The sequence below is a fragment of the Tenacibaculum litoreum genome (genome assembly GCF_964513915.1).
In the GTDB taxonomy this organism is placed as follows: Bacteria; Bacteroidota; Bacteroidia; order Flavobacteriales; family Flavobacteriaceae; genus Polaribacter; species Polaribacter litoreum.
In genome coordinates, this window is sequence record NZ_CAZEQS010000004.1 from 675,215 (window position 1) to 695,031 (window position 19,817).

Genomic DNA, 19,817 nt, shown 5'->3' on the forward strand with positions numbered 1-19,817 from the left:
ACTATATTTGAAACCTCGCTATTCATACGAGTTTTTATTCTAAAATAATTTTCAATGAAACTTATCTCCTATATAACCTCTCGTACACAAATCTCACAACAATCAATTCAAAATACTATTGAGTTATTAAATGAAGATTGTACAATTCCTTTTATAGCACGTTACCGAAAAGAGAAAACTGGAAATTTAGATGAAGTTGAAATCGGTCAAATTGTACAACTAAAGGAACAGTTTGAAACATTAGAAAAACGAAAATCCGCAATTTTAAAAGCCATTGAAGAACAAGATGCTTTAACTGATGAGTTAAAAGCAAAAATTGAAAAGACAGATGATTTAACTACCCTAGAAGATATTTACCTGCCTTATAAGAAGAAACGAAAAACCAAAGCAGAAACTGCTCGTAAAAACGGTTTAGAACCTTTAGCGAAGATGATTATGAGTCAACGTGTAAACGATTTAGACTACACAGCTTCAAAATATGTAAATAATGAAATTGAATCTGAAGAAAAAGCTTTAGAAGGCGCTCGCCATATTATTGCGGAATGGATTAATGAACGAACTGATATTCGAAATAACATTCGTTATCAATTAGAACGTTTTGCTACCATAGCAACCAAAGTTGTAAAAACTAAAAAAGAAGACGAAACTGCTCAAAAATTTAAAGATTATTTTGATTGGGAAGAAAATCTAAGTCGAATTCCTTCTCACCGATTGTTAGCTATTTTACGTGCAGAAAAAGAAGGTTTTATTCGCATAAAAGTTAGTATTGATGACGAACGAGCGCTTCAAAAAATGGAAGACAGAATTATTCGTTCACATAATGAATGTGCAGAACAAATTGAACTAGCTATTGCCGATGCATACAAACGTTTGCTGTTCCCTGCACTATCAAACGAAGCTTTAACAATTGCTAAAGAAAAAGCAGACGAAAGCGCCATTAAAGTATTTGCTAAAAACTTACAGCAATTACTGTTAGATTCCCCATTGGGTGAAAAACGAATTTTAGCTATCGACCCAGGATTTAGAACTGGTTGTAAAGTGGTTTGTTTAAACGAACAAGGAGACTTATTACATAACGAAACTATTTTTCCGCATGCACCTCAGCACCAATCAAAAGAAGCAATGAACAAGCTTTGTTCTTTGGCAGATGCTTATAAAATAGAAGCTATTGCTATAGGTAACGGAACTGCTTCAAGAGAAACTGAACGATTAGTAAAACGCGTATATTTTAAAAATCCAGTAGAAATATTTGTAGTAAGCGAGGCGGGTGCCTCTATTTATTCAGCTTCTAAAATTGCACGAGATGAGTTTCCTAATTACGATGTAACTGTTCGCGGTGCAGTTTCTATTGGGCGTCGATTAGCAGATCCTTTAGCTGAACTGGTAAAGATAGAAGCAAAATCGATTGGAGTTGGGCAATATCAACATGATGTAGATCAAACACAATTAAAAAAATCATTAGACACTGTAGTAGAACATTGTGTAAACAAAGTAGGAGTTAATATTAATACTGCTAGTACTTCTTTATTAAGCTATGTTTCTGGTATCGGTCCTAAATTGGCTGAAAATATTGTAAGTTACAGAAATGAAAATGGTGCTTTTACCAATAGAACTGCCATTAAAAAAGTCCCTCGTTTAGGAGGAAAAGCCTTTGAGCAATCTGCTGGATTCTTACGAATTAAAAACAGCGATAATCCACTAGATGATTCTGCTGTACATCCAGAGCGCTACGCTTTAGTAAAACAAATAGCCAAAGATGTTGGCAAAAAAGTAGATGACTTGATTGGTAATTCTTCTGTTTTAAAACAAATTAAACTCCAACAATATGTGACTGAATCTTACGGATTGCCAACGCTACAAGACATTATAAAAGAGTTGGAAAAACCTGGCTTAGATCCTCGTGAAAAAGCCAAAGCTTTTAGCTTTAATGAACATATTAAAACGATAGATGATGTACGAATAGGCATGGTACTACCCGGAATTGTAAATAACATTACTAACTTTGGTTGCTTTGTTGATATAGGTATTAAAGAAAGTGGTTTGGTACATATCTCTAACCTTTCTGATTCTTTTGTTAAAGATGTTAACGAACATGTAAGTTTACATCAACACGTTCAAGTTAAGGTTTTAGAGGTAGATATTTCGAGAAAACGTATTCAATTAAGTATGAGTTTTTAACACAAAAAAAACGAGCTAATTAAATTAGCTCGTTTTTTTATAATCTATAATTTCTTAGTTATTAATTATCCAAGATATATAATATAACTGACCTATTTTTCCTGATCCAGGAGCTACATAATATTCTTTTCCAAATAAGTTTGTCCCTCCAACTTTAATTCTAGATTTAATTGACGGAATTCTATAATTTAATTGTGCATCAATTACAGTTCTTTCAGCAACATCTCCTTTTACAAAATTTGATACCCATCTATACTTGTCTTGCCATCTTGCACTTACTCCAAAACCAAAATTATTAAAAAGGTTTTCGTTACCAAACTGTGCTTTAACTGTATGCTTTGGCGTATTAAAGTTAGGCTCAAATAAACCATAATCTTTATCTTCATATTTAAAGTCTATAAAGTTATAGTTAACACCGAAATCAAAATTACTAAATAGTTTTGTATGCATTCCTAAACCAAAACCATATGATTCTACCTGTGATTTAGCATTCGTCATGATGTTAAACTCTCTCCCTAGAGCTCCATACTCTGAAAACATCGTCTGAGCTGCTGTTTCATCAAGAATAACAACACCATCTACAATATACCCATATTTATTTTGAGGTTCTTCTAATTCCGCTTCGGTTGCTTTTCTATTCCCATAAGGGTATATTTTTCCTGCATTCAGTACGAATATATCTTGTGAAAAAACAAAATTGTCATGTCTACTATAAAAAGCATTCACATCTACATCTACATTTGTTTCATTATTTAAACGAAACATGCTTCTGTACCCTAATTCAATTGTTTTTACAACTTCAGGTACCAATTCTTTATAATCTGACTTTAAAAAAGTAGGATCTTCATTAAAAACACTTTTAGTTAATAGTGCATTATTAATAAGTTCCTTTCCTTCCACCGTTCTAGTATCGTAAACATATTGGTTTTGCTGATCATCCCATCTTTTATAGTAACTATCTGGATAAGAAATACGGCTTAGGTTATCTCCAATTGCTCCAACATTAGTTTTTAATTCTGCATCAAAAAACATGTATTGTTCTTGTATACTTGGGTTACGGAAACCAGTTTGGTAAGATGCTCTTAAAACATGATTTTTCTCTTCACCTAACGCATAATTTACAGCTAGTCTAGGAGAGAAATTCCCTTCAAAATTATCAGATTCATCATAACGAATAGACCCTGTTAATTTTAATCTTTCTTCAAAAAATTTCTTTTGAATTTGTGTGTAAACTCCATACTCCTCTATACTAACTTTTTCCTCTTTATCATTAAATAAAGTCCCTTTAGAGTTAGGGTTATACTCACGGTAAGAAGCTCCTACTTGTAAATCAGCCCAGTCGTTTAATAGTCTTTTAAAATTGTAGTTACCATCTAAATGAGTGTAAGAACTTTTTTCATAAACCTTACTTCCTCCATCTGAAATTAGGGTTCCTGTTGTTTTATTAAACTCTTTGTTAAACTCATTAGTACCAGGCATTAATCTATTTCTGTCTGCGTAAGCTCTTGCTTCTTCTACTGACTTTTCTTGATTGTATATTTGGTCATAAATTACATCTGCATAATCATATACAGAAATAACAGCATCATTTAAAGCATTTCCTGTTCTTGCTAAATCATAAGAGTTCCCTGAATCATTCCCTGTGTAGTAACCTCTTACATAAAAATCATTGCCTTTTACTTCTAATTTATGTTGCCCTATGAAATAATTACGTTGAGCTAACCTACTTGTTCCTTGAAAAAGATTATCACGTAATGATAATCTAGACGTTAGTTGAATTTCTAACGATTCATCTTTAAAAGGTCTGAAATATAAAGATCCTGAAAATCTAGCATTTTTAGATTTAAAATTATTTCTAACAAGTTCTGCTTCAGTATAACCTGTTCTTCTTAAATAAGTCCCAAATGGAATAGGCTTGCTTTCAGTACTATAAGAATATAAATCATAATATATTTCATCTCCATAAGTATTTACTCCATTATAGTTAACAGTAGAGTTTAATGTCCCTTCTATTAGTTCATTGGTATCAATTTCTTTATTTCTTAAATCATTTGCATGCCATTCTTCAGCTTCATAGTATGAAAAGTTAACTTTAGCAGCAAAAACATCATTAAACTTGTATCCCATTCTTACCGCAACGTCATAAAAAGGATTATTTCCTCCAGCCTCTTGGCTTGTATAACCACTTTTAAACATAGTCGTTATTCCTGTATGATCAAAAGGGTTTTTAGTATTCATAAGCATAATACCATTATAAGCATTGGCTCCATATAACGCAGAAGATGCTCCTGGTAAAATTTCAACACTTTGGATATCTAACTCAGAAACTCCCGAAAAATTTCCTGTACTATAACTCAATGCTTGAGCTGCTGTATCCATTCCGTCAATCATTTGAACAAAACGTGTGTTAGCAAAATCAGCAAAACCTCTTGTGTTTATTGATTTGAATCCATAACTACCTTCTCTAGAGTTAATTCCTTTTAAATTTGTTAATCCGTCATAAAAAGAATTAGACGTGTTCTTTCTTATATCAGCAAGACCTAATCTTTCTACCGTTACTGGTGATTCAATAATTCTTTCTGGAACCCTTGAGGCAGAAATAATTACTTGATCTAATAAAAGATTTTCTTTTAAAACTACGTTTACCTTTTTTTCAAAAGATATAACCGATACTTCTTCTGTCTTAAAGCCAAAAGCAGAAATGATTAACGTTTGAGGTAATGTATTACTTGATAAAACGATTGTGAAGTTCCCTTCTTCATCCGAAACCGCAAAATTTTCACCACTTGTAATTTTTGCATTGTAAAATGGTTCTAAATATTCATCGTATACAGAACCTGATATTTTTACCTGCGCATAACTTGTTATAGCAGCTAAGGTAAAAACAATCATTACTAATTGTTTTTGTAACATTTTAAATTTAATTGATTTTTATTCTTCTAATGAAAAGTTTATTGGAAAACCGTACTTTACAGGTACGCGCTTTCCCTTATTTTTACCTGGTTCAAAGCGTGGTAGCTTAGATACTACTCTTCTTGCTTCTTCGTTAAGGATTTCTCCTCCATCAGGACCAAGGGTTTTAATATTTGTTACATAACCATCTCTATCGATTATAAATCGAATCCATACCTCTCCTTCAATGTGGTTTCTCACTGCTTCTCCTGGATAACGGAAATGTTTATTAATATGCTTAACCATTTCTAAGTTAAAACAGTCAAGTCTTTCTTTTTTCTTTGAATTTTTACACTTATCAAAAGAGGGTACTTTCTCGACGTAATAAAGCTTTTGTGCTTTTGATAATTCTTCTTTTGATAATTTTTCAGTAATTCTCGTTAAGTTATCTTTATAACCTGTTGCCTCCTTAACTTCATTTACTTTCTCTATTTTCACTTCTTCAGAAGCTGAAACATCACTAACATTCAGAGTATTAACTGAGCTTAGAGCCTGAGCTGCTTTTTTCTTAACAACTCTTTTTTTAAGATACCTTTTACTTGCTGAAATTTTAACTTTAATTTGTCGATCTGCTTTTTTCTTTGAGTTTTTTACAGGTTCAATAGTACATTTTGTTATACTATTAACATCCAACACAGACTCATCAGGAGATTCACATACTTCTTGTTGGGCATAAAAATTAAAAAATGACAACAAAAAGACCAATAAAAAATACTTTCTCATATAAATAATTACATAAATTAAAAAACTGTAGTATAGTATTCTAAGAATTTGGCCGGGGGTAGTTAGCTGGCAAAAGTAATTACTTTTTTTCTTTATACAAAAAAAGAATCTTAAAAAAATAAGATTCTTTTTTAAATTCTTTTTCTTAGCTAAATTCCCACTTATTTGTTTCCTAACATTAGTAATTCGTTACAAACTACTTCTGTTATATAACGTTTATTACCTTCTTTATCATCAAAAGAGCGGGAAGTCAACTTACCTTCTATCATAACTTCTTTTCCTTTTTCTAAGTATTTTTCAACAATTTCTGCTGTTTTATTCCAAGCAACCACATTATGCCATTGTGTATCGGTTACTTTTTCGCCTTGAGCATTTTTATACGTTTCATTAGTTGCAATAGCAAACTTTGCAAGTTTTTTCCCACTTTCTAAAGTGATGATTTCTGGGGTGTTTCCTAAATTACCAATTAACTGTACTCTGTTTTTTAGTGCGTTCATAATATTTATTTTTATTGTTAAACAGTTAAGACTTTGTCATTCAACCGAATTGACACTGCAAAGATGAAACAGCAGGCAAATTAAAACTGGTTAGTAATCATTTGTTTTCGTTTGTAAATGAATGTAATCGTTTAATAATTTTTAATATCTTTGAGTTTAAACACTTACAACATGAAGTTTTATTTAGAAACCGAACGTCTAATTTTAAGAGAATTCCAACAAAGTGATTTGGAAGGTATGTTCGAATTAGATTCTAACCCAGAAGTCCATAAATATTTAGGAAACAATCCTATTACAACACACAAACAAGCTGAAGATAGTATAGCTTTTATACAAGAACAGTATAAAGAAAGAGGTATTGGTAGGTTTGCTTGTATAGAAAAAGCTTCTGGTGATTTTATTGGATGGTCTGGGTTAAAACTTAATCAAGGAGAAAAAGAAACGTTGAACGGCTTTACTAATTTTATTGATATTGGTTATCGTTTAATTCCACGCTTTTGGGGTAAAGGTTATGCTTCAGAATCTGCTTTTGCTTGTTTAGACTTTGGTTTTAAAAAAATGAATTATGACATTATTTACGGCGCTGCTGATGTAGATAATATTGGTTCTAACAAAATTCTACAAAAAATAGGACTACACTTTGTTAATGAATTTGATTATAAGGGAGTAGATGTAAACTGGTACGAACTTAAAAAATCAGATTATGAGCGATAAAAAATGTTTGGAGTGTGGTGATAAAGTTATTGGTAGAGTTGATAAAAAATTCTGTTCTGATTACTGTAGAAATGCATATAATAACAAGGTTAATAAGGGGAGTAAAAATTTAATTAGAAATACGAACAACCGCTTGCGAAAGAACTATAAAATTCTCTCAGAATTAAATATTTCTGGTAAAACTAAAGTAACTCGTCGTAAGTTATTTGATAGAGGTTTTGACTTCAAGTTTATTACATCGCTCTATACCACAAAAGCAGGTAGCACCTATCTTTATGTTTATGACCAAGGATATTTAGAGTTAGATAATGAAATTTACTTATTGGTAAAACAAGATTAATTACTTCCACGTATTTCCTTTTAATTTCATGGCTGCAATAAGCACATCTTTTTGACTGATTTGTCCTGCTAACTTACCATTTTGAACTATAGGAAAACGTCTTCTACGTGATTTTAAAAATTTATTGGCTGCATCTAAAATATTCATATTACCATCAATCGTTTCAACTTCTCTAACCATAGCCTTTCCAACCGTGTTACTCTTACCAATTGTTGAGTTATAATATCTACTCTCTGATATTTGTTTTATACAATCACCTTCGGAAATAATTCCTATCAATTCATTTTTTTCATTAACAACAGGTCCTCCTGATATTTTATGTTTGATAAGTATATCTATCGCATCTTCAATAGGCTGCTCTTCTCTAAATGTAATTAATTTTTTGGTCATATAATCAGATACCAACATTGGTACATTCTCTTCTTGAGGTGTATTCGTCCTCTTTCCTTGAAAACTTTTAATTGCCATAATCTTAAATTTTACTCTTAAATATACTGATTTTTAATCGATTACAATTAACCCCTCTTAAAAAATAAATTACTTACTTTTATAAGTACTAAAATCCAACTATGAAATCATCAAGAAATTACCTTGCAGTTCTCATCATTATTTTAACTGTTTACTGGAGCTTTAACGATATACTTCCAAGTGTAACCTCTTCAAAAAAAGAAATTAGTGCTACAGAATTTTCAATTGATAATGCACTATATCATTTAAAAAATATCTCTCAAAAACCACATCATACTGGATCTGAAGAACACAAAAAAGTACAAGAATATCTGGTTCAAGAGTTAAAAAAACTGAATTTAGAACCTGAAATTCAATATCAAACTGCTATTAATAAAAAATGGAGAGCTGCAACTACTACAGAAAATATTATTGCTAAAATTAAGGGAACTGAAAGCGGCAAAGCTTTATTGCTTTTAACCCACTATGATTCCAATCCTCATTCATCACTAGGAGCAAGTGACGCAGGTTCTGGTGTCGTAACTATTTTAGAAGGCATAAGAGCTTACTTGGCAGCAAATAAGACGCCTAAAAACGATATTATTGTACTTTTTTCAGATGCTGAAGAATTAGGACTTTTAGGCGCACAAGCTTTTGTTGAAAATCATCCTTGGGCAAAAAATGTTGGTTTAGTACTGAACTTTGAAGCTCGCGGTAGTGGTGGTTCTAGTTATATGCTGATAGAGACTAACGGGAAAAACAAAACGTTGTTAACTGAGTTTTTAAATGCAAACCCAAATTATCCAGCTGCCAACTCTTTAATGTATGGTGTATATAAAAAGCTTCCTAACGATACCGATTTAACTGTTTTTAGAGAAAAAGGGAATATTAACGGATTTAATTTTGCCTTTATTGATGATCATTTTGATTATCACACCGAACAAGATTCCTACGAAAGGTTGAATAGAGAAACATTATTGCATCAAGCAGATTATTTTACAACTACATTAAACTATTTTGCAGATGCTGACTTAACTAACTTAAACAGTGATATTGATTACATTTACGTTAATTTTCCTTTTACCAAGTTGCTAACATATCCGTTTTCTTGGGTGCTACCAATGCTAATCATTGCCTTTTTGTTATTTATAGCGCTGGTTGCAATAGGTATATATAAGAAGAAGATGACAGTAATAGGTGTATTAAAAGGTTTTATTCCTTACATACTGTCTTTAGTATTATGTATAGGTATTTCATACGGACTGTGGCAGTTGTTATTGATCATTCATCCACAATATACCGATATGCTGCATGGTTTTACCTATAATGGATATCAATACATTATTGCTTTTGTCCTTTTAAATCTTTGGATTCTTTTTAAAGTATATAATAAACTAAAAGAAGCTAAAGCCATCGATTTACTAGTCGCTCCTATAACTTTTGGGTTGGTTATAAATGTTATAATTTACATGAATTTACCAGGAGCTGGTTTCTTTATTATTCCTGTTTTTGCTTCTTTATTGATTTTAGCAATCTTACTGTTCATGAATATTAACAAAGCATCTAGGGCTGCCTTGTTTGCAATTATATCTATTCCTAGTATATATATGATAGCTCCTATGATTCAGTTATTTCCTGTAGCGCTAGGTTTAAAAACAGTATTTATTTCTGCCATACTTTTAGTGTTTCTTTTCGGGTTAATGCTTCCTGTTTTTTATCAAGAAAAAACTAAAAACGGATGGCAAGCATTAACTGGTTTTCTTGCGTTATTATTCTTTGGATATGCAACGTTTAATAGCGGTTTTTCAATTGAAAAGAAAAAACCTAATAGCTTAGTTTTTATTCAAAATTCTGATACTAACACCTCGTATTGGGCAAGTCATAATAAAACATTAGATGGGTATACGAAACAGTATTTTAATGATGAATCTAAACAAGGTGGGGCTGATTTAATGGCTGGAAAGAGTAAATACAATACTTCTTTTAATTATTACCAAAAAGCTGAAAATAAAGATATTCGTATTTCTAACATCAAGATTCATCAAGATACCATAATTAATAACCAGCGAAATGTCTCATTAACGATTACTCCAACTCGTAACATTGATAAATACGAATTGTATACAAACACTCAAATAGAATTAACTAATTTTACTGTTAACGGAACTTTGTACGATAAGGGAGAGGCTTTTGTTGCTGATAAAGGAACGCTATTGATTTATCAAATGGCGAATACTGATAAAGATTTGACCATTTCTTTTACAATTGATAAAAACACCCAACCTGATATTGTGATTAATGAGATATCAAACGATTTATTATCGCATCCTAAGTTTACCATACGGCCTAGAAGTGAAATAATGATGCCAATGCCTTTTGTGGTTAATGATGCTATTATTTGTGCTCGAAAGCTTGAATTATAAACCAAAAAAAAGCTCAACTTTAAAAGTTGAGCTTTTTTTATATTCTATTATCTCTATTTAGTCAATATGAGAAACACGTAACGTGTTTACCATTCCTTTTGCTTTTACAGGCATTGAAGAAAGGTTAATTATAAAATCTCCTGTTTTTACATAGCCTTTTTCTTTAGCTATCTCGTTAATATCTTCAATAGTATCATCAGTACTTAATTCTCTATCGTAAAAATAAGCTCTAACACCCCATAAAAGATTTAACTTTCCTAAGATTCTTTTCTCAGATGAAAACGCTAACACATGTGATTTTGGTCTCCAAGCTGAAATTTGAAAAGCTGTATACCCACTATTCGTTAAGGTTGATATTGCTGCTGCATTGATATCATCCGCCATCAATGCTGCATGATGACATACCGATTTAGTTATAAATCTTTTGGTACGAATATGAGGCGGTTCTTGCGGAACTTCAATTAAGTCTGAAAACTCTACACTACCAATAATTTCTGTCATTTTTTGGATAACTCTAACAGGATGTTTTCCTACTGAAGTTTCACCAGAAAGCATTACAGCATCTGCTCCGTCCATAATAGAGTTTGCTACATCATTTACCTCTGCTCTAGTTGGCACAGAATTTTCAATCATAGTTTCCATCATTTGCGTAGCAATAATTACAGGAATTCTTGCCTGTTTCGCTCTACGAACCAACATCTTTTGAATTAAAGGTACATCTTGCATAGGTACTTCTACCCCTAAATCTCCACGAGCTACCATTAATCCATCACAATACGGGATTAAAGCATCAATATTTTCAACAGCTTCAGGTTTTTCTATTTTTGCAATTACTGGAACTCTATAACGAGATTTTTGTTTAATTATGTCACGTAAAATACGTAAGTCTTCAGGCGTTCTTACAAACGAAAGAGCAATCCAATCTACTTCTTGTTCTAGAGCAAAAACTACATCTTTTTTATCTTTTTCTGTTAAGGCTGGTAATGAAATTTTGGTGTTTGGCAGGTTAACTCCTTTTTTCGATTTTAAAGCTCCACCAACAACTACTTTGGTAACAACTTCAGTTTCTTTATCAGTTTCTGTTACTTCAAATAGTAATTTACCATCATCAACTAAAATCTTCTCTCCTACCTTTACGTCTTTAGGAAAACGCTGGTAGGTCATGTATGCTTTTTCTTGTGTTCCTTCACACTTTTCTGTAGTAAAAGTAAAAGTATCTCCCGCTTTTAATTCTACTCCCTCCTGCATTACACCAACTCTAAGCTTAGGACCTTGTAAATCGGCTAAAATGGCTACATTATAGCCTCTTTCTTCATTTATTTCACGTATTTGACGTACACGTTCTTTTACTACTTCATAGTCAGCATGTGAAAAATTAATTCTAAAAACATTTACACCAGCCGCAGCCATATCAGCTAAAATCTCTTTTGTGTTTGTTGCTGGACCTAATGTTGCTACAATTTTTGTTTTCTTGTTGTGTGGCATATAATTAAAAAATTAAAAAATCTTTCGATTTTAATGAGTTTACCTCTATTTGGTAAGAGGTTATTATTTGAGGGATTTGTTTTATTACTTCAATAATTTTTACAATTGAATCATAATCAAAATCTCCTTCTAGTTTTAAAAAAAAATCAACTTTTTTCTTTTCTGGTATCAAACGTGTAATTGAGTCACTTTGATTAAAAAGACTTATTGATTCTGCTTCAAGGGTTGACTTATATACATTTGCTATTAAAAACCAATCTTGGCATAATTTAGCATTAGTATATTCATATACTGTATAAGATGATTGACTACCTTTTTTAATAAAGTCTAAATCGTAACCTGCTCTATTAAACTTAATATGTAAATGTTGGTTTAATAGATATGCTAATTTATACTCGTTTAAAGTAGTATGAATTCCAATTAATACATAATCATCATTGGAAAATTCATTTATATTCACCTCATAAATTGGCATATAAACAATTATTTGTTTTTGCTAAATTAATGAATGTATAGAAAATACTATGTAAAATTTACGAAAACGTTTTTCGTTTATACGTTAAGATTTTAGCATTTGATTTTGCATAGCAAAATATACTCTTTTTGCAGCAATTTCTTCTGCCTTTTTCTTAGAAGTTGCTCTACCTTTAGCTATGATATTACCATCAATACTAACACGTACACTAAAGTGTTTCTTACTTTGGTTTCCTGAGTCTTCGTATGACTCGAATTTATACTTTTTCTTCTGCTTTTGGCACCACTCTATAACAAAACCTTTGTAACTAGATATTTTACCTTCTAATCGTTCAATATCTACATAAGGCATTATTACTTGTTCATAAATAAATTGATGACAGTAATTGTAACCTCTATCTAAATAAATTGCACCTACAAGAGCTTCAAAAATATTTCCATGAATGTTATTACTAACATGTTCTTTAGAAATGTTACTTTTTACAAACCTTATTAACTCTAAGTCTCTCCCTAAAGTGTTTAAATGCTCTCTACTAACAATTTTAGATCGCATTTGAGTTAAATAACCTTCGTCACCTTCAGGTACTTTTTTAAATAAGTAAGAAGCTATTACTGTACCTAAAATGGCATCTCCTAAAAACTCTAAACGTTCGTAGTTAATGGGACGTCCATTACTATCTACTAATTTTAAAGATCTGTGCGTAAATGCTTTTTTATAATACGATAACTTAATTGGTTTAAAATTAAGCAGTTCTTTTAATTCGTAGTAGAAGTTTTCATCCGCTTTGTTTTGGGGTTTAACAATTCTACGAAGAAAGTTCATAAAAGATTAATCTAGTTTTTTAAAGGCAACACAAGCATTATGACCACCAAAACCAAATGTATTGCTCATTGCAACTTTAATCTCTCTTTTTTGAGCCTTGTTTAACGTTAAGTTTAACTCTGGGTTGATGTTTTCATCAACGTTAGTGTGATTAATTGTTGGGGGAACAACACCGTGCTCCATTGCTAATAACGAAGCAATTGCTTCAATAGCACCAGCAGCACCTAACAAATGTCCTGTCATAGACTTTGTTGAGTTGATATTAATGTTTTTAGCATGATCTCCAAAAACCTCAGAGATTGCTTTTAATTCTGCAACATCTCCTAAAGGGGTTGAAGTACCGTGAGTGTTGATATGGTCTACGTCTTCTGGTTTTATTCCAGCGTTTTCAAGACAGTTTTTCATTACTGCAATTACACCAATTCCATCTGGGTGAGGTGCTGTCATATGGTAAGCATCTGAAGATAATCCTCCACCAATAACTTCTGCATAAATTTTAGCTCCTCGAGCTTTAGCATGTTCGTATTCTTCTAAGACTATTGCACCAGCTCCTTCTCCTAAAACGAATCCATCACGCTCAGCATCAAAAGGTCTTGAAGCTGTTTCTGGACTTTCATTTCTTGTAGATAAAGCATGCATAGCATTAAAACCACCCATACCTGCAATTGTAACAGCGGCTTCACTACCACCAGTTACAACTACATCACAATGACCTAGTCGAATATAGTTTAAAGCATCAATCATAGCATTAGCTGATGATGCACAAGCAGATACCGTAGTATAGTTTGGCCCCATAAATCCATTTTTAATAGAAATATTTCCAGGAGCAATATCTGCAATCATTTTTGGGATAAAGAATGGATTGAAACGAGGAGAACCATCTCCTTCAGCATAGTTTAACATCTCATTTTGAAATGTTTCTAGCCCTCCAATACCTGCTCCCCAAATAACGCCAACTCTTAATTTATCAACGTCATCAAGGTTTAACTTCGCATCAGCAATTGCTTCATCTGAAGCAACCATTGCGTACTGCGTAAATCTATCCATTTTACGCGCCTCTTTTCTATTTATAAAATCGGTCGCGTTGAAATCTTTAAGCTCACATGCGAAACGAGTTTTGAACTTGGCAGCATCAAAATACGTTATAGGTGCTGCTCCGCTAACTCCGTTAACCAAGCTATTCCAATACTCTTCTTTATTGTTTCCTATCGGCGTTAATGCGCCAAGTCCAGTTACTACAACTCGTTTTAATTGCATATAATCTTATTTTTTTGCGTCTTCAATATAGCTAATCGCTTGACCTACAGTACCAATATTTTCTGCTTGATCATCTGGAATTTGAATATCAAATTCTTTTTCGAATTCCATGATTAACTCAACTGTATCTAAAGAATCTGCTCCTAAATCATTTGTGAAGCTTGCTTCGTTAGTTACTTCGTTATCGTCTACTCCTAATTTGTCTACGATAATTGCTTTTACTCTTGATGCAATGTCTGACATAATTTGTTTGTTTTAAAATTTAAAATCGAGGCAAAAATACAAATCTTAGTTATTAATTCTAACTTTTGCTCAAAAATGTGATGTCTAAAATAAAAAAAATACCTGAATATTTTGCTACAAACACCACCATTGTTAATAATTATTCTTTTTTTTGTAGTAACAAAACAACTAAATTTTAACATGAAACGCATCGTAATTTTTGCTTCTGGTTCAGGTTCTAATGCCGAAAACATCATAAAACACTTCAATTCTACTAAAACTGCGATTGTTACTCATGTGCTTTCTAACAACCAACATGCCAAAGTTTTTGACCGTTGTGAAAGACTAAATATTGACGCATCTTTATTTGATAGAGAAAGCTTTAGTAAAGATGATACTGTATTAAATTTTTTACTCGCTGAAGCTGATATTATTGTATTAGCGGGTTTTTTATGGCGTATTCCCTCTAAAATTGTGGATGCTTTCCCAAATAAGATAATAAATATACATCCTGCTTTATTACCAAAGTATGGAGGAAAGGGGATGTACGGCATGAATGTACACAATGCTGTAAAAGAAAATAGTGAAACTGAAACTGGTATTACTATTCATTACGTGAATGAAAATTACGATGAAGGTGCTATTATTTTCCAAGCTAAAACCTCAATTTCTTCTGATGACACTCCAGAAACTATAGCCCAAAAAGTTCACGAGTTAGAGTATAAACATTTCCCAAAGGTTATAGAAGAGGTTATTTTACAGAATGAGTAAGAAGAAAAAATATTATGTAGTTTGGAAAGGAAAAAAAACAGGTGTTTTTTCATCATGGGATGCTTGTAAAAAGCAGATTGATGGTTTTACTGGTGCGCAATACAAAGCTTTTGCTGATAAAAAAGAAGCTGAGTTGGCTTTAAAAAAGAGCTATAACGACTACAAAGGAAAAGATACTAAAAAAACTACACTTTCTCCAGAAGAAAAAGCTACATACGGTTCTCCTATTCTAGAAAGTATCTCTGTTGATGCTGCTTGTGCTGGAAACCCTGGCTTGATGGAATACAGAGGTGTATTAACCCATAATAAAAAAGAAATATTTAAAATGGGACCATTTAAAAATGGTACTAATAATATTGGTGAGTTCTTAGCTCTTGTTCATGGAATTGCGCTATTAAAGAGTAAAAAAATGAACTCTTATCCTATTTATTCTGACTCTAAGATTGCTATGAGTTGGGTTAAAAAGAAGCAGTGCAGAACCAATATTACATTTGACAATTCTAATAAAGAAGTCTTAGACTTGATTAAACGTGCTGAAAAATGGCTACAACAAAACTCTTTTACAAACCCTTTATTAAAGTGGGAAACCAAAGCATGGGGAGAAATTCCTGCTGATTTTGGGAGGAAATAAAAAACCGAGTATATAAAATACTCGGTCTAATTCTCTTATTCTGCAAAATATTAACTTATTTCACTGCCATTTTGGTTTCTTCTTTCCAAGTTTGTACACTTGCTATGGCATTATCTTTAAAATCAATTTCTTTCAATCCGTCTTCTTTCCACATAAACCATTTACCTACTTTTTTTCCTGCTTCATAGTGACCTATAGCCACTTTATTTCCTTTTTTATCAAAAGAAGTCCAAGTACCTGTTAACTTTTTATTTTTGAAAAAACCTTGTTCTTTAATAGTACCATTCTCATAATAATAAGTGGCTTTTACTAAATCGCCCTCTACTTCATATTTTGGCTCTACATCTTGAGCTTGTAAAAACGATACTGATAATACGCAAGCTGCTATTATTAATTTTTTCATAATCTAAATCTTTTAAAGTTAATACCTGTTAACACAAATATACAAAAAATTTACATATTTGAAACGTTTACATAACATTAAATTAACATTGGCGGTTTTTAAGATCTAATTGTCAATTTAAAAGCTTTTTAAAAACCTTATATTTACATGTATTAATCTTTAAAAAAAATTATTATGGCAGTAATGAAAGTTATTGAAATTTTAGCTAATTCTGAGAAAAGCTGGGAAGATGCTACTAGGAAAGCAATTAAAGAAGCTTCAGAATCAGTAAAAGGTATTAAATCTGCCTTTGTACAATCTCAAAGTGTAGTTGTGAATGATGATGAAATAACTGAATTTAGGGTAAACCTAAAAATAACCTTCGAAGTAAAATAACCTCAATACAAATTAACTACTCACTATGTGCGGTTTTGATAGTTATCTAAACCGCATATTTTATCTTTTAAATTATTTATGAACACAATACAATACGTACTTTTAGCCTTGGTAGCTTTTATTCATTTATATATTCTTATACTAGAAATGCTTTTATGGACCAAACCTAAAGGAATAAAAACCTTCGGTTTAAAATCAAAAGATTTCGCAGAAGAAACAAAAGTATTGGCTGCTAATCAAGGTTTATACAACGGTTTTCTTGCAGCTGGTCTAATTTGGTCTATTTTATCACAAAAAATTGATGTAGGTATATTTTTTATGACCTGTGTTTTTATTGCTGGACTCTATGGTTCTTATTCTACAAAAAAACCTCGTATTTTTGTCATACAATCTATACCTGCTTTATTAGGAATAATTAGCCTAATGCTATAAAATCAACCACTACTAACTAAAATCATTTATTAACAACTAAAATTTACCATAAGAAATGGAAAAGTATTTAGAAAAATTTCAGGACCTCATAGTTACAAATGCCCCTAAAGCTATTGTTGCTATTATTATTTACATTGTAGGTTCTTACATTATCAACTTAATTCTTAGAGCAGCTAAAAAAGTAATGTCTAAAAGAGATGTAGACATTACATTACAAAAATTCTTAGCCAACCTTTTAAACTGGTCTTTAAAGATTCTTTTAATTATTACTGTGATAGCAAAACTAGGTGTTGAAACCACTTCTTTTGCTGCTATTTTAGCCTCAGCAGGTTTAGCTATTGGTTTAGCTTTACAAGGTTCTTTGGGTAATTTTGCTGGCGGTGTTTTAATTATGCTTTTTAAACCATTTAAAGTAGGTGATTTAATTGAAGCTCAAGGAGAAATTGGTGTTGTAAAGGAAATTGAAATTTTTACTACCAAGCTTACGGGGTTATCTAACAAAGAAATAATTATTCCAAACGGTTCTTTATCAAATGGAAATATTGTTAATTATTCTTCAGAAGGAACTCGCAGAGTAGATTTAACTTTTGGTGTTTCTTACGATGCAGATATTAAACAAACTAAAGAAATATTAATGAATGTTATTACATCTCACCCTAAAGTATTAAAAGATCCTGCACCTACAGTAAATGTATCTGAATTAGCTGATAGTTCTGTAAATTTTGCTGTAAGACCATGGTCTAAAACAGAAGACTATTGGGCTGTTTACTTTGATATAACAGAAAACACTAAAATCGCCTTAGATAAAGCTGGAATAGAAATTCCTTACCCTCACTCTGTGGAAATCCACAAAGAGAGTTAACGTTTTTTTTCAGGCGTAACCACAAAATCTTTTAAATAAAAAGGTTCAAAATAAGCGACATCTTCGATGTCGTTTTTTTTGTACTTATCAAAACTTAACTGAACCATTTCTTTTGCTGAAGGGAATTCTCCATCTACAAAAACGGCATTCTCATGTGTAATTATCCCTTTGCACTTTTCTGCTCCATCACCTAAGAAGTATACCTTACCTTTTGACAGATACTCTTGGAAAGAGTTTTCATCTATAATCTCAGCTTTTATGTCTCTTATCTGTTCGTATTTAGAATTATACACAGATGCATATACTTCCATACGACGTGCGTCTAACATTGGAACAATAATCCCTTCCTCTATTGAAACTTTCTGAGCCAATGACTGTAATGTTTCAATAGATATTAAAGGCTTATCAAAAGCAAAACACAATCCTTTTGCTGCTGACACTCCAATACGTAGTCCTGTATAAGAACCAGGACCTTTACTTACTGCCACAGCATCGATATCATTAAAAGAAAGTTTTGCTTCTTGCATTACCTGCTGAATAAATGGATGCAGCTTTTCAGCATGTGAATAGTTTCCATCATTTAACTCTTGTATTGCTAAAAGCTCTCCTTTAGCTGCTACACTAACCGAACAGTTTTTTGTTGCAGTTTCTATATGTAAGATTGTTGCCAAATCTGAAATTTATTTTTAGCAAAGATACATTTTATAGAAAGTTATTTGAAAAATTAGCAAAATCTCCCTCATATTTTTAGCTAATAAAATTACTTCTCTTAAAAAAGAGCCGTACCGAAAACTATATAAAATATCTTACAACAACGGTTGAGCTTTAAAATATATTAGAAAAACGAATTGAAAAATTTGTTTTTACGATCAAATTAACATTAATTTACTATGAATCAATTTTTTAAACCCTTCAAAAACAAACAAAAATGAAAACAATTAACATACTAAACTTATTAGCTGCTGTTTTATTTTTAGCAAGCTCATGTAATGTTGAAAATGATTTAGAAGCTAACACTACACCAGATTCTAACCTTTTAAAACAAGAGGTTGCTTTTCCTGATACTAAAGGATTTGTAAAAACGGGATTTTTAAATGGGCAAGAAATCTCTTATGAAGTAATTAATGGTTACAATGTATATCAAGGAGATATTCTTTTAACAGACAGTCAAATTAACAACTTTTCAGATACTTATTCGGCAAAAACAGTTGCTTTGAATGATAAAAGATGGCCTAACAATACTGTTTACTATACTATTAATAGAAACCTACCTAATACTAGCAGAGTGTATGATGCTGTTGCACACTGGGAAGCTTACACAAATGTGACCTTCATTGAATTTACTCCTAAAAAAGGAAAAAAAAGTAATAACCCTCCAAATTATATCGAGTTTGTATCAGGTAGTGGATGCTCTTCATATGTTGGCATGATAGGAGGTAAACAAACCATTACCTTAGGGTCAGGATGTAGTACAGGTAACACCATACATGAAATTGCTCATGCGGTGGGTATTTTTCACGAACACAGCCGAACAGACCGTGACGATCATGTGATTGTAAATTATGGAAACATTACCGCTGGTAGAGAACATAATTTTGAAAGAGCAGTAGATAGAGGATATAACGCTTCTGACTATACAAGTGTGTTAGATTTTGGCTCGGTAATGATGTATCCTAGTTATGCGTTCTCTTCAAATGGACTTCCTACAATAACAAAGTTAGATGGCTCTACTTTTTCTGTTCAAAGAAATGGTTTATCGACTTCCGATATAGAAGGAATTAATCTAATGTACCCACCATCAAACTAAT

21 protein-coding genes are annotated in these 19,817 nt (G+C 31.8%); 10 read left to right on the forward strand and 11 right to left on the reverse strand.

The features are described 5' to 3' along the window. Positions 1 to 54 precede the first annotated feature (54 nt). Positions 55 to 2,178 carry a Tex family protein gene (locus ACKTTR_RS14535; protein ID WP_408028518.1) on the forward strand — a complete coding sequence of 708 codons (2,124 nt, stop codon included), beginning with the start codon at positions 55 to 57 and terminating at the stop codon, positions 2,176 to 2,178. Positions 2,179 to 2,232: 54 nt separating this feature from the next. Here the strand turns inward: ACKTTR_RS14535 and ACKTTR_RS14540 are convergent, their stop codons facing one another. The 3 genes from ACKTTR_RS14540 to ACKTTR_RS14550 all read right to left on the reverse strand — a co-directional run bounded on the left by ACKTTR_RS14540 (position 2,233) and on the right by ACKTTR_RS14550 (position 6,350). Further along, a complete protein-coding gene (locus ACKTTR_RS14540; protein ID WP_408028519.1) occupies positions 2,233 to 5,091 on the reverse strand; it encodes a TonB-dependent receptor in 2,859 nt (952 codons plus the stop codon). A gap of 18 nt (positions 5,092 to 5,109) precedes the next feature. Further along, the gene (locus ACKTTR_RS14545; protein ID WP_408028520.1) at positions 5,110 to 5,853 is read right to left on the reverse strand and encodes an energy transducer TonB; all 744 of its coding nucleotides are present in this window, start codon (positions 5,851 to 5,853) and stop codon (positions 5,110 to 5,112) included. Positions 5,854 to 6,014: 161 nt separating this feature from the next. Beyond that, positions 6,015 to 6,350, reverse strand: coding sequence for a single-stranded DNA-binding protein (locus ACKTTR_RS14550; RefSeq protein WP_408028521.1), 336 nt, complete (start codon positions 6,348 to 6,350; stop codon positions 6,015 to 6,017). 171 nt (positions 6,351 to 6,521) lie between these two features. Between ACKTTR_RS14550 and ACKTTR_RS14555 the strand changes: the two genes are divergently transcribed. Together ACKTTR_RS14555 and ACKTTR_RS14560 are read left to right on the forward strand one after the other, a co-directional pair. Further along, a complete protein-coding gene (locus tag ACKTTR_RS14555; RefSeq protein WP_408028522.1) occupies positions 6,522 to 7,064 on the forward strand; it encodes a GNAT family N-acetyltransferase in 543 nt (180 codons plus the stop codon). Further along, positions 7,054 to 7,404 carry a hypothetical protein gene (locus tag ACKTTR_RS14560; RefSeq protein WP_408028523.1) on the forward strand — a complete coding sequence of 117 codons (351 nt, stop codon included), beginning with the start codon at positions 7,054 to 7,056 and terminating at the stop codon, positions 7,402 to 7,404. The genes ACKTTR_RS14555 and ACKTTR_RS14560 overlap by 11 nt, the downstream gene beginning before the upstream one ends. Here ACKTTR_RS14560 and ACKTTR_RS14565 read toward each other — a convergent pair whose 3' ends face one another. Then, positions 7,405 to 7,872 (reverse strand): CBS domain-containing protein, encoded by a 468-nt coding sequence (locus tag ACKTTR_RS14565; RefSeq protein WP_408028524.1) that lies wholly within the window; start codon positions 7,870 to 7,872, stop codon positions 7,405 to 7,407. 101 nt (positions 7,873 to 7,973) lie between these two features. Between ACKTTR_RS14565 and ACKTTR_RS14570 the strand changes: the two genes are divergently transcribed. Then, positions 7,974 to 10,274, forward strand: coding sequence for a M20/M25/M40 family metallo-hydrolase (locus ACKTTR_RS14570; protein WP_408028525.1), 2,301 nt, complete (start codon positions 7,974 to 7,976; stop codon positions 10,272 to 10,274). Between the two features lie 57 nt (positions 10,275 to 10,331). Here ACKTTR_RS14570 and pyk read toward each other — a convergent pair whose 3' ends face one another. From pyk to ACKTTR_RS14595, 5 genes are all read right to left on the reverse strand, one after another. After that, the gene (gene pyk, locus ACKTTR_RS14575) at positions 10,332 to 11,759 is read right to left on the reverse strand and encodes a pyruvate kinase (RefSeq protein WP_408028526.1); all 1,428 of its coding nucleotides are present in this window, start codon (positions 11,757 to 11,759) and stop codon (positions 10,332 to 10,334) included. Positions 11,760 to 11,763: 4 nt separating this feature from the next. Then, positions 11,764 to 12,234: an IPExxxVDY family protein gene (locus ACKTTR_RS14580; RefSeq protein WP_408028527.1), complete on the reverse strand. Its 471-nt coding sequence runs from the start codon at positions 12,232 to 12,234 to the stop codon at positions 11,764 to 11,766. An 84-nt stretch (positions 12,235 to 12,318) separates the two neighbouring features. After that, positions 12,319 to 13,056 (reverse strand): ribonuclease III, encoded by a 738-nt coding sequence (gene rnc / locus ACKTTR_RS14585; RefSeq protein ID WP_408028528.1) that lies wholly within the window; start codon positions 13,054 to 13,056, stop codon positions 12,319 to 12,321. Between the two features lie 6 nt (positions 13,057 to 13,062). Beyond that, positions 13,063 to 14,313 carry a beta-ketoacyl-ACP synthase II gene (gene fabF / locus ACKTTR_RS14590; protein WP_408028529.1) on the reverse strand — a complete coding sequence of 417 codons (1,251 nt, stop codon included), beginning with the start codon at positions 14,311 to 14,313 and terminating at the stop codon, positions 13,063 to 13,065. Between the two features lie 6 nt (positions 14,314 to 14,319). Next, positions 14,320 to 14,556 (reverse strand): acyl carrier protein, encoded by a 237-nt coding sequence (locus ACKTTR_RS14595; RefSeq protein WP_028891431.1) that lies wholly within the window; start codon positions 14,554 to 14,556, stop codon positions 14,320 to 14,322. Positions 14,557 to 14,736: 180 nt separating this feature from the next. Between ACKTTR_RS14595 and purN the strand changes: the two genes are divergently transcribed. Both purN and ACKTTR_RS14605 read left to right on the forward strand, forming a co-directional pair. Further along, positions 14,737 to 15,306: a phosphoribosylglycinamide formyltransferase gene (purN, locus tag ACKTTR_RS14600; protein WP_408028530.1), complete on the forward strand. Its 570-nt coding sequence runs from the start codon at positions 14,737 to 14,739 to the stop codon at positions 15,304 to 15,306. Beyond that, positions 15,299 to 15,937 (forward strand): ribonuclease H1 domain-containing protein, encoded by a 639-nt coding sequence (locus ACKTTR_RS14605; RefSeq protein ID WP_408028531.1) that lies wholly within the window; start codon positions 15,299 to 15,301, stop codon positions 15,935 to 15,937. The genes purN and ACKTTR_RS14605 overlap by 8 nt, the downstream gene beginning before the upstream one ends. Positions 15,938 to 15,992: 55 nt before the next feature. On the opposite strand, the gene ACKTTR_RS14610 is transcribed toward ACKTTR_RS14605, so the two are convergent. Further along, positions 15,993 to 16,340: a toxin-antitoxin system YwqK family antitoxin gene (locus tag ACKTTR_RS14610; RefSeq protein WP_408028532.1), complete on the reverse strand. Its 348-nt coding sequence runs from the start codon at positions 16,338 to 16,340 to the stop codon at positions 15,993 to 15,995. A gap of 174 nt (positions 16,341 to 16,514) precedes the next feature. On the opposite strand from ACKTTR_RS14610, the gene ACKTTR_RS14615 reads away from it, so the two are divergent. From ACKTTR_RS14615 to ACKTTR_RS14625, 3 genes are all read left to right on the forward strand, one after another. Then, positions 16,515 to 16,715: a dodecin family protein gene (locus tag ACKTTR_RS14615; RefSeq protein WP_408028533.1), complete on the forward strand. Its 201-nt coding sequence runs from the start codon at positions 16,515 to 16,517 to the stop codon at positions 16,713 to 16,715. Between the two features lie 78 nt (positions 16,716 to 16,793). Continuing rightward, on the forward strand, positions 16,794 to 17,147 hold the full coding sequence (locus ACKTTR_RS14620) for a DUF1304 domain-containing protein (RefSeq protein ID WP_408028534.1): 354 nt from the start codon (positions 16,794 to 16,796) through the stop codon (positions 17,145 to 17,147). A gap of 55 nt (positions 17,148 to 17,202) precedes the next feature. Then, positions 17,203 to 18,009: a mechanosensitive ion channel family protein gene (locus tag ACKTTR_RS14625; RefSeq protein WP_408028535.1), complete on the forward strand. Its 807-nt coding sequence runs from the start codon at positions 17,203 to 17,205 to the stop codon at positions 18,007 to 18,009. Here the strand turns inward: ACKTTR_RS14625 and tsaB are convergent. Further along, on the reverse strand, positions 18,006 to 18,680 hold the full coding sequence (gene tsaB / locus ACKTTR_RS14630) for a tRNA (adenosine(37)-N6)-threonylcarbamoyltransferase complex dimerization subunit type 1 TsaB (protein ID WP_408028536.1): 675 nt from the start codon (positions 18,678 to 18,680) through the stop codon (positions 18,006 to 18,008). The genes ACKTTR_RS14625 and tsaB overlap by 4 nt on opposite strands. A 257-nt stretch (positions 18,681 to 18,937) precedes the next feature. Between tsaB and ACKTTR_RS14635 the strand changes: the two genes are divergently transcribed. Beyond that, the gene (locus ACKTTR_RS14635) at positions 18,938 to 19,816 is read left to right on the forward strand and encodes a M12 family metallopeptidase (protein WP_408028537.1); all 879 of its coding nucleotides are present in this window, start codon (positions 18,938 to 18,940) and stop codon (positions 19,814 to 19,816) included. Position 19,817: the final 1 nt, after the last annotated feature.

Bases quoted from the DNA above. Each gene is read 5' to 3' on its own strand.
- purN (WP_408028530.1), top strand. From the start codon at position 14,737: ATGAAACGCATCGTAATTTTTGCTTCTGGTTCAGGTTCTAATGCCGAA.
- rnc (WP_408028528.1), bottom strand. From the start codon at position 13,056: ATGAACTTTCTTCGTAGAATTGTTAAACCCCAAAACAAAGCGGATGAA.
- ACKTTR_RS14620 (WP_408028534.1), top strand. From the start codon at position 16,794: ATGAACACAATACAATACGTACTTTTAGCCTTGGTAGCTTTTATTCAT.
- ACKTTR_RS14560 (WP_408028523.1), top strand. From the start codon at position 7,054: ATGAGCGATAAAAAATGTTTGGAGTGTGGTGATAAAGTTATTGGTAGA.
- ACKTTR_RS14550 (WP_408028521.1), bottom strand. From the start codon at position 6,350: ATGAACGCACTAAAAAACAGAGTACAGTTAATTGGTAATTTAGGAAAC.
- ACKTTR_RS14610 (WP_408028532.1), bottom strand. From the start codon at position 16,340: ATGAAAAAATTAATAATAGCAGCTTGCGTATTATCAGTATCGTTTTTA.
- fabF (WP_408028529.1), bottom strand. From the start codon at position 14,313: ATGCAATTAAAACGAGTTGTAGTAACTGGACTTGGCGCATTAACGCCG.
- ACKTTR_RS14580 (WP_408028527.1), bottom strand. From the start codon at position 12,234: ATGCCAATTTATGAGGTGAATATAAATGAATTTTCCAATGATGATTAT.
- ACKTTR_RS14545 (WP_408028520.1), bottom strand. From the start codon at position 5,853: ATGAGAAAGTATTTTTTATTGGTCTTTTTGTTGTCATTTTTTAATTTT.
- pyk (WP_408028526.1), bottom strand. From the start codon at position 11,759: ATGCCACACAACAAGAAAACAAAAATTGTAGCAACATTAGGTCCAGCA.
- ACKTTR_RS14595 (WP_028891431.1), bottom strand. From the start codon at position 14,556: ATGTCAGACATTGCATCAAGAGTAAAAGCAATTATCGTAGACAAATTA.
- ACKTTR_RS14565 (WP_408028524.1), bottom strand. From the start codon at position 7,872: ATGGCAATTAAAAGTTTTCAAGGAAAGAGGACGAATACACCTCAAGAA.
- ACKTTR_RS14570 (WP_408028525.1), top strand. From the start codon at position 7,974: ATGAAATCATCAAGAAATTACCTTGCAGTTCTCATCATTATTTTAACT.
- ACKTTR_RS14635 (WP_408028537.1), top strand. From the start codon at position 18,938: ATGAAAACAATTAACATACTAAACTTATTAGCTGCTGTTTTATTTTTA.
- ACKTTR_RS14540 (WP_408028519.1), bottom strand. From the start codon at position 5,091: ATGTTACAAAAACAATTAGTAATGATTGTTTTTACCTTAGCTGCTATA.
- ACKTTR_RS14535 (WP_408028518.1), top strand. From the start codon at position 55: ATGAAACTTATCTCCTATATAACCTCTCGTACACAAATCTCACAACAA.
- ACKTTR_RS14615 (WP_408028533.1), top strand. From the start codon at position 16,515: ATGGCAGTAATGAAAGTTATTGAAATTTTAGCTAATTCTGAGAAAAGC.
- ACKTTR_RS14555 (WP_408028522.1), top strand. From the start codon at position 6,522: ATGAAGTTTTATTTAGAAACCGAACGTCTAATTTTAAGAGAATTCCAA.
- ACKTTR_RS14625 (WP_408028535.1), top strand. From the start codon at position 17,203: ATGGAAAAGTATTTAGAAAAATTTCAGGACCTCATAGTTACAAATGCC.
- ACKTTR_RS14605 (WP_408028531.1), top strand. From the start codon at position 15,299: ATGAGTAAGAAGAAAAAATATTATGTAGTTTGGAAAGGAAAAAAAACA.